Source organism: Kocuria oxytropis, from assembly GCF_040981195.1.
Classification (GTDB): Bacteria; Actinomycetota; Actinomycetes; order Actinomycetales; family Micrococcaceae; genus Kocuria; species Kocuria oxytropis.
This window is the reverse complement of the sequence record NZ_JAVFXA010000035.1, coordinates 1-8,773: the sequence shown is the minus strand read 5'-3', so window position 1 is coordinate 8,773 and position 8,773 is coordinate 1. Positions and strand designations below refer to the sequence as shown.

The 8,773-nt window shown below is 66.0% G+C and carries 8 protein-coding genes and 2 pseudogenes; 4 read left to right on the top strand and 6 right to left on the bottom strand.

Annotation, left to right across the window (positions count from 1 at the left end; genetic code table 11):
- From QYM41_RS17330 to QYM41_RS17305, 6 genes and pseudogenes are all read right to left on the bottom strand, one after another.
- Window positions 1–446, bottom strand: a pseudogene (locus tag QYM41_RS17330) (hypothetical protein); the annotation flags it as partial.
- Between the two features lie 480 nt (window positions 447–926).
- Entirely contained in the window at window positions 927–2,171 is a 1,245-nt protein-coding gene (locus QYM41_RS17325; RefSeq protein ID WP_368801017.1) for a hypothetical protein, read from the bottom strand.
- Window positions 2,172–2,649: 478 nt separating this feature from the next.
- Window positions 2,650–3,234, bottom strand: a complete 585-nt coding sequence (locus tag QYM41_RS17320) for a hypothetical protein (RefSeq protein ID WP_368801018.1) — start codon at window positions 3,232–3,234, stop codon at window positions 2,650–2,652.
- Entirely contained in the window at window positions 3,231–4,313 is a 1,083-nt protein-coding gene (locus QYM41_RS17315) for a transglycosylase SLT domain-containing protein (RefSeq protein WP_368801016.1), read from the bottom strand. Before QYM41_RS17315 ends, QYM41_RS17320 begins: the two co-directional genes overlap by 4 nt.
- A 29-nt stretch (window positions 4,314–4,342) precedes the next feature.
- Entirely contained in the window at window positions 4,343–5,761 is a 1,419-nt protein-coding gene (locus tag QYM41_RS17310) for a MinD/ParA family ATP-binding protein (protein ID WP_368801015.1), read from the bottom strand.
- A gap of 16 nt (window positions 5,762–5,777) precedes the next feature.
- Window positions 5,778–6,020: a helix-turn-helix domain-containing protein gene (locus QYM41_RS17305; RefSeq protein WP_251356605.1), complete on the bottom strand. Its 243-nt coding sequence runs from the start codon at window positions 6,018–6,020 to the stop codon at window positions 5,778–5,780.
- A 170-nt stretch (window positions 6,021–6,190) separates the two neighbouring features.
- Between QYM41_RS17305 and QYM41_RS17300 the strand changes: the two genes are divergently transcribed.
- The 4 genes and pseudogenes from QYM41_RS17300 to QYM41_RS17285 all read left to right on the top strand — a co-directional run.
- Window positions 6,191–6,814, top strand: a complete 624-nt coding sequence (locus QYM41_RS17300; protein WP_368801014.1) for a DUF6668 family protein — start codon at window positions 6,191–6,193, stop codon at window positions 6,812–6,814.
- Window positions 6,811–7,110, top strand: a complete 300-nt coding sequence (locus QYM41_RS17295) for a hypothetical protein (RefSeq protein WP_368801013.1) — start codon at window positions 6,811–6,813, stop codon at window positions 7,108–7,110. The genes QYM41_RS17300 and QYM41_RS17295 overlap by 4 nt, the downstream gene beginning before the upstream one ends.
- A 39-nt stretch (window positions 7,111–7,149) precedes the next feature.
- Window positions 7,150–7,899, top strand: a complete 750-nt coding sequence (locus QYM41_RS17290; protein ID WP_368801012.1) for a DUF8175 domain-containg protein — start codon at window positions 7,150–7,152, stop codon at window positions 7,897–7,899.
- Window positions 7,892–8,773 (top strand): annotated as a pseudogene (locus QYM41_RS17285) (hypothetical protein); the annotation flags it as partial. The gene QYM41_RS17290 and the pseudogene QYM41_RS17285, both read left to right, overlap by 8 nt.

Sequence of the window (8,773 nt, the reverse complement as noted above, 5' to 3'; positions counted from 1 at the left end):
TTCACGATCCCATCCACCAAATAGTCCACCCCGGTAGTGGTCGGGATGGTGTAGGTGTCCTCTGCCGTACCGCTTTTATCGGTGAACGTCGCAGGCATTGGAGTGACCAAAGTGGTCGGGGCGTAGCTGTCGAAAGTTTTTGTCCAGCTGCTAATGAGTGTGTAGGGGATCTCGTAGCCAGGTTGGGCGCGTGTGGTGATCCAGACCGTGCCAGTTCCGGGGTAGGTGCCAGCGGGTTTCACGATCCCATCCACCAAATAGTCCACCCCGGTAGTGGTCGGGATGGTGTAGGTGTCCTCTGCCGTACCAACTTTGTCAGTGAACGTCGCAGGCAGTGGAGCCACCACGGTGGTCGACGTGGTGATGCTTTGGTTCGGCGCCTGCGACTCGGTGGCAGCAGCGGGGCTCGCAATGGCTAGCGGCAGGACCATCGTGGTGGTCACCACGACGGTGAACCGGCTAAGCGACTCAAACCGTGAGGATGGGGAGCTACGCAGGGCAGCAGGGGACAAGCGATGACGTGGTGGCAAGGTGAGAGTCCAGCTTCTCGATCCGCAGGTGGATCGTCCATTGAGCGCGAGTGATTACTGTGTGGAGGCGTCCTATAGGACGGCGAAGATCAGCTTATGAACTGAGCAAGACAGCTCTAATACTCGTAGGTAATGTGACGTCCATGGCGCCGGAGAGTTGCTGCCGACAAGGCCAAGGGGGTTCATTGGACTTCCTTGTCTGACTCGCCGGGCAAGCCGTGGTTGTCGGCCAGAAGGGATTTGTCGGGACACCGTTGCGGACCTCAATGCCGCTGGCCGTGAAGCTACGTCACCGAACGTACGGGAAGCTTTCCTACATCCGGCGAGGAAAGCCAGTGGTGGTTGGTCCACCGGGTCTCAGCGCTCATTGGGGGAGCGTGCGGCCACCCCGACTGCTCATTCTGGGTCGCGGGGCGCGACGTCTGAGCCGGGCTCCGTGGGCAGTTCTTGGCGTCGCTTGTCCTCGATCCTTGCGGCCATGTCGAGGACCACCTGGTCGCGCGCTGCGCCGACGTGGGCGCCCACGGCTCTAACCCTGGCCCGGGCAGCCTTCGGCACCGCGCCGACCGCTCCTCTCCACGCTCTGTGCCGGGCCTCGACCAGTGCCAAGTTCTCCAGCCGGGCGTGGTGAGCAAAGGTCGCCAATTGGGCGTTGACCGCATTGACGTTCGCGTCAATCTGCGTGCTGAGCCGGGGGTGGCGAAGCTTCTCGCTGTCGGTAAGCAGGTCCGGGCGGTGGAACGCCTCGGCCAGCGAGCGAACAATTTCCCACACGCTGTTGAGGCGGTCCGCCCGGGAGAGTTCGATGGCCCGGCGATGGTTGTCGAGCTCGCTCGGGTCGGTTGCCGTCACGCGAGCGATCTCCAGCACGGCCAGACGGTCCTGCAAGGTGATGGCCGTGGACAGGACAGCGAGCCAGAACGGCAGCTCCGACCTGATCTTCCTGGTGGCCGAGGAGAACTCACTCGAAGACGTGGCCGTACGGGCGTCATCGGCGAAGCCGCGCAGGTGCTCCATGGCGGAGGAGAGGGCGATGTGCAGATCCGTGGAGTTCCCCTGAATCTTCGACCAGGTCGTTGCGGACACGGTGCCGAGCTGTTCGTGGATCTTCGTGGCCTCGTCCAGGGCCAACGAGATCCCGTGCAGCTGGGACACTTCCCTATACTTCGTCTCCGCGAGCAGCTGCTCGACCTTGATGTCGATCGCTTCGAGGTAGTCCGTCATCTCCTTGGCAGCCTGACGGAGCGCCATGGCCGTGGCCGTGGCCGCCAACACCATGGGTGCTGCCGGAGTGGCGAGGGCGACCGGCTCGAACCGCAGGTGCCCCACGATTGACCCGGCCGGCCCCCGGGCGACGCCAGCCAACAGGCCGTCCTTCGTCGACGCGGTGATCCCAGCCTCCCGTAGCGTCGCTGCGGACTCGGCGGTGAGCTTCATCCAGCGACCACTCTGCGCCTGTGCTTTGGAGAGGCCATAGAAGGCCGCACCTGCAGCGAGCAGGAGATCCGGCGTCAGCTTCGCGGTGCTCTTCGAACTTGCGTCGAAACGCTCGGCCAACGCCTGGACGTCGAGGCTCGTGCCAACCAGGAGAATGCCGTCCTCGTGCTGAACGACGCCCACTACCGCTTCATCTGTGCCCATGGCCGGATTCTCTCAGGCCCGGCGCACCGCCCGGCGATCCGCCACGTGGTCGAACGTCTCGTCGTCGCGCGGCACCACTTCTGCTGTTTTCCGCGCAACCACGTTTGTACCGGATGACCCGCACGGCTCCAGGACTGCGCCAACCACGGTGAGGGCTTACCCGCCCCAGGCGCGTCCCGCATCAGCCACAGGGCGCCGCCTGGGGGTGTGTGGGTTGCGCTCACAGCCGGCGGCTTCCAGGCTACGGATCTGCAGCGCCGTGTCCCGCTCGCCCCGAGCTCACCCGCGCATGTCAATGGTTTCACTCCCCGTTGTCCTGTCAAAGGTCCCATCGTGGGCTTCCGAGAACACCCGCACGGCACACCATGATGAGACGAGGTAGAACTCGTCCCACCCTGCCTACGGGCGTCTACCCAGGCAACGACGGGGTTCACGGTGAATCAAACTGGCAACGACAGATCAGGTTTGAACCCACGTCTTACTGGATGTTGCTCAAGTCGCGGGACTGATGGCCGGCGATTTCCCACTGGCCGTCGTGCTCCTCGAGGTAGAGGGTGACCTGCCGACGACCCGTTTCGTGGACGGTGGCCCCGTCGCGGGTATTCCAGATCCATTCCACGGTGTAGGCGCGGATGGCCTTGTCTGGAGCGACGTCCTGATTGACGTCGCCGTGGACGGGGACGATGGTGGGTGCGCTGTACCCCTGGTGCTCAGCGGCCGCGAGCCACGGGGCGCCTGCTGCGTTGCGTTCGGGCTCGACCTGATGCGCGGCCCAGTCGGCGGACATCAGCGGCTTGGCCCGGACCGCGGCAGCGGTCTCGGTGCGATCGGTGGCGGTGTCCCAGAAGTGGAGCATCAGGGCGGCGACCTCTGCAGTGGAATCCACGTCGGTGCGGTCAGCGTCGTCCGGGGTGGCGAAAGTTCCCTCGCCCAGCTGTGGCGGCGCGGTAGAGACGGTGGCTTCTGGGGAACTTTGCTGGGCCTCGCTGGGCGAGTCGCAGGCGGTAAGCGGCAACGCGCACAGCAGCAGGGTTGCGGCGAGGCTGAGTGGATGGCGCATCATCTCGGCCACGCACCTTTCTCTTTGAGGATGGGCTCGGGGTCGAGGTTGTGCCCTTGGTAGGGGAAGGCGAGGTCGGGGGCGCCGGGCTTGTAGATCTCAAAGTGCAGGTGGGTGGCCATGCCGAAGCGTCCGCGGTTGCCCTCGACGCCGATGATGTCCCCGCGTTTGAGCTTCTGGCCCTTGGTCACGTCCCAGGAGTGCAGGTGACAGAACGCGAAGCCGAAGTCGGGGTCGGACCCGTTCTCTTTGGCGATGACGCATCCGTCGGCGGCGTTGAACCCGGTGATTCGCAGGCTGGTGGGGGCAACGACGACTCCGCCGCTGTCGTTGCCGGCCCCGGGGGTGGCGATGTCCACGCCCACGTGCTGGTTGGCCCAGGATGGGACACCGGTCAGGGCGCGGCCGCCGTACCCGGAGGTGAAGACACCGCCGGGCAGCGGGGTCGTCCATTGCCCGTCACCGAGGTCGCCGTCCCAGGGCCTCGCACCGGTAGGAGCCTTGCAGCCGGTGGAGAAGTTGCCCTGGGCGCCGTCGAGGATTTTCTCGATGTACTGCTGGGTCTCCGGGTAGGGCGGTACGCCGTGGTGCTTTTGCACCGCACCGGGTCCGGCGTTGTAGGCGGCCAGGGTCAGGCGCACGAGCTCGTCCGGATTGTCCCCGGCGATGGGCTGAACTTGGCTTTTCAGGGCTCCCATGTAGCGGCCCAGGGCAGCGATGGCATCTTCGGGATCGAAGGGGTTGCCGCCGCCGCCGTGGGTGTCCCAGGTCGCGGGCATGAACTGGGCCAGGCCCTGGGCGCCGACGGGGCTGGTGGTGTCCGGGTTCCATCCGGATTCCTGCGCCAGTTGTGCGGCGACCAGACTGGCCGGCAGTCCGGCCTGGTCGGCGGCTGCGTCCACGAGCGGCCCCCAGCCGTTGGGCACGGCCACCGCGCCGGTCTTCTCATCGTTGCCGACGGTGGTGACGGTGCAACTGGTGGACAGGCCCGCGGCGTCTTCCTCCTCGGCCAGGGTGGCCACGAGCATGGTCACGGTCATGATCAGGCCCACCAGCAGTCCGGGAAGGAGCAGCGCCGCCATGCCGAGGGTTCGGGGGCGGGGCCCTGCCATCAGAAGCCTTGGGAGACCAGGGCCGCGGCGTGCAGCCAGGCCCGGCGAGTGGCCGGGCGCAGTTGTCGGTGGTGAATGCGGCCCTGCACCAGGTGTGGGTCGAAGGGGACGATGGCCACCTCACGCACAAATGGGGCGTACTCCTGGGCAATGGCGTTGGCCTTGGTGCTGTGGGAGGGCATCAGCTCGGAGATGACTACTACGGCATTGCGGGCCAGTTCCCCGGCGTGGGGACCTCCGGCGTGCAGGGCTTTGAGGGCGTTGACTCCGCCCTGGGCTTTGTCGGACTCGGTGGTGGTGGCGATGACGATCTGGTCGGTGTGGGCGATCATGTGCGTCCAGTTCTCGCCTCGGGTGGAGTTGCCGCTGTCCATGATGACGAGCCGGTAGTACTTCTCGGCTACCCGGTGCAGGGCGTCCACCTCGGCACCGGTGATTTCGTGGGTGTTGGACGGCGATTCGTCGGAGCGCAGGACGTCGTAGGCATCCTGGGTTTGGTGGTGGACGAAGGCGGCCAGCTCGGCCGCCTTGGCTTCGGCGGTGAGGAAGTGATCGGCGTGGTGGAGAAGGTCCAGTGCGGTGGAGTCATGGCCGGCGCCGTCGGTGCGCCAGCCCAGGGAGCCCATGGCTTCGTTGTTGTCCCAGGCGAGCACGCCCGCCCCGCCGTGGCGGGCGAACTGGGCGGCGAGCAGGGCAACGGTGGGGGTCTTGTTGGCACCGCCCTTCTGGTTGACCACCGTGATGGTGCGGGAGCCGATCCAGTGCCGTGAGACCGCGGCCAGGTCTTCTCGTTCGGCTACTTCCCCAGGCCCAGGGGTCAGGTGCATCCCGATGCGGTTGAGCATTCCGCGCCAGCCGTGGGCGGCTGGTGCGTCGGCCAGGGAGCTGTCGGTGGCGATGAAACTGGGGGCGGAGTCGATGTCCCAGACTGTCGTGTCCGATGGTTGCAGCGCCGGGGCGCTGGAGGGCATCGGCTTCGCGTGCAGGGGACGGGGCTGCGACGCGCTCTCGAGAGTCGGCGCGACGAGGGTGGAAGGCATCGAGTCAGCTTCCTCAAAAGAGGAACTCTCGGGCTCGGTCAGCAGTGGCTCCGGGGCCGACTCGGCGGGGATGAGCTCATCGAGGTTGACCGCACGGCTGCCTCGACGCCCGGTCCGAGAGGGGCGGGTGGCCGTCCCGTCGGTGGAGACCTCCCCGTCAGGCCCCACGACCAGGTAGGTCTCGAGTTCGCTTCCCGAAGACGGGTCGACGGCTACGACTTTGACGGGCCGACCCAAGATACGCGCGGTCTCGGTTAGCTGAGCAATGGCGTCGTCCATCGAGTTCAGGGGTGTCACCACACCGTCGATGGAGACTTCAACGGTGTCGTCGTCGTTGATCGTTGCGGTGCATCGCGGACGGTCGAGCGCCTGCGCCATGGGGATGCCTTTCGTATCAGTCGGTATCCCCCACTCCGAGGTTGGGCTGCTGAGAGACGTTGTAGTGAGCACGCAGGTGCTCTTTCACGTCGTCCCGGAGGATGATCCAGTGCGAGCCCAGCTGTATGGCTGGCACCCGCCCATCCCTCAGCCACCGGTAGGTCACCGTGGTGCTGGACAGCCCCAGAACCTCGGTCAGCTGGGCCACGGTGAGTCGCTCGGGCAGCCCGTTGAAGAGTCTGTCCAGCGACTCAGTCATGGAGAGCGCTCCGGCGATCACGGCGGCTCCGGTACATCGAAGTGGGAAAAAGTTGCTTACGGTTGCACACCATAGCTCGAAACCGCCTATAGTTGAACATGTTCAATTCGTTTCCGTGGGTGACCCACGGGGATGCACCTCGGTGCATTGGATTCAACTTAGGAGCCTAGATGGGCAATCGGTGGACGGGGTTCGTTGCACCCGGCACGGGGGCCCAGACGGTCTCGCTCCTGGAGGAGACCCATCCTGAGCCGCCCCCGGTGCTTCGGGGGGCGCAGGCGCCCCAGCAGGGTATTTCCGCACCGGACGGCGACAGACGGCTCGGACGGTTCCCCACGTCCTCCGCTGGTCTGTACTGGTTAGGCGCCCATGGCGGAGCGGGAGAGACCACATTCCGGGAGCTGCTGGGCGGTGTCGAATGCCATCACCGTTGGCCTTCTCCCACCCCAGAGGCACCGTCTCCTGTCGTTGTCCTCCTCGCCCGACAGACGCATCGCGGGTTGGAAGCAGCTCGACGTGCCGCCCAGGACTGGGCCTCCGGGCAACACCCGGAGGTAGTGCTCGCGGGGTTGGTGATCGTGGCCGGCACCCCGGGCAAGACCCCGAAACCCCTGGCAGCAGCGACCCGCGTGATCTCCGGTGGTGTCCCCTCCACCTGGATGGTGCCGTGGATCGAAGAACTCCGACTCACCGGAGCCACGGACTGGGAGTCCATGGCCCGTGAGCCGAGGAAAGTCCTCACCGCCCTCGGTGAGGCAGTCGATGAACTCATCTCCGAGAGGACCCCCCAATGATCGACCTCGTACTTGCCGCCCAGGACACCGTGCTGGCGCTGCCGGCCAACCTGCCCGACTCCAGCCCCCTGGCCCCTCCCGGCATCGGCGACACCTGGAACCGCATGGTCGGTGTCGGCAAATGGATCGCCCTGGGCATCGCCGTGCTGGGCCTGCTGGTGGTCGGCGGAAAGATGGCCTTCGACGCCCGCCGCGGAGAGACCACTGAAGAAGTATCCGGGATCATCAAGATCGTCCTGGCCGTGGCTTTGATCTCCGGTGGAGCCTCGATCCTGACCTTCATCGCCGGGGCATAACCACCACCAGACGCAGCCCCCACACACGAGGAGCAACACGTGACAGACCACATCGAGACCGACGACAACAGCACATGGTGGAAGACCCCCCGCTTCCTCATCTCAGCAGTCCTCGTCGCGATGCTGATCGTGCTGGGCGTGGTCCTGTGGCTGTGGCCCGACGGAGAAGAGCCCACCCAAGCCGCCCCGGCGCCAGCCACCACCGCCGAACCGGTGGCGGGCGGGGAGTCGGAGTGCGGTTTGGACGCCACCAGCGGCACCACTCTCACGAAAGCGCCGGAGGACGTCGAATGGACCGCTCTCGGGGCGATCTACGCACCGTCCTCTGAGGAGCACGGACCGGGCACCGTGGACAAGTCGACGGGTGTGCGCTCCTGCTACTCCCACACTCCTGAAGGGGCGTTGCTGACGACGGCGAACATGCTGGCCTCGAGCAACGATCCCCAGCTTCTGCTGGACACTCTCAAGGAGCTCGCCATTGAGGGCCCCGGTAAGGACATCGCCGTCGGGCAGGTCCAGCAGCGGGTCTCCGCGGGGGATGCTTCCACGGTCCCAGTCGAGGTTGCCGGCTTCCGACTGCTTTCGTACACGGGCGAGCGAGCCACGGTCGAGGTCGTATTGGCAGGAGACGACGGGACCGAGAAGACATACATCACCAGTAGCGCAGACCTTATGTGGCAAGACGGCGATTGGCGCTTCGCCCTGCAGGACAACGGCGACACAGGCCCCGTCTCCGGCCAGGTGTCAGACCTGAACGGGTACATCGAGTGGGGACCCCACGATGGCTGAGGAAGAGAAGTGCTTCGCACTCGATGGCTTCTGCAAGGTCAAGGAAGGAGTCAGCGACGCACTCACCGGAGCGGCCGGTGATGCGCTGGATCAGATCGCCGACGGTGTAACCGCTGCCGTGGTCGACACGATCGCCTCCCTGGGGTCGATGTGGACCCGGATCGGCAGCGCCAACCTCACCAGCAACAGTGCACCCACCTCCCAGGCTCCGGTGCGGGGGGAATTCAACGCCTACATCGATCTGCTGCTGAGCTACGCGAGCTGGATCGGGCTAGGGGTGTGCGTGTTCGGGGTGCTGTTCCTGGGCATCGTGCTGGCCACCAACGCCCGCCGCGGCGACGGGGCCGGCCTGGTGAACACGGCCACCGTGCTGGCCTCCGGGGCCGCACTGATCGGTGGGGCCACCAGCCTGATCGGCTTCCTCGTCCCCGCCCGGGCGGGAAACCTGTCCGGGTCGGTGGGCTTCATCCAGGACCAGACCTTCTACCTCACCCTGGCCGTAGCCGCCTTGAGCGTGACGATCGCCGGGGCCCAGATGGCCTGGACCCAGCGCGCCGAACCGGCACGGGACCTGCTGAAAAATCTGCTCACCCTGGCCGTGGTCACGGCCTCCGGGGTGACGATCCTCAATGTCCTGGTGGCCGGCACCGACGCCCTGGCCGTGCAGATCATCGACTCCGCCATCGGCGAAGACTTCCAGACCGACGTGCTCAAGCTGTTGGCCCTGGACAACGCCACCAGCGCCGGGCCGGCGGATCCGGTGTGGTTGGGCGGCAACGTCATCCTGATCATCGTCGGCGGGGTCGTGGCGATCATCGTGAACCTCATCCAGCTGATGCTGATGGTGCTGCGCACCGGGATGCTGTTCCTGATG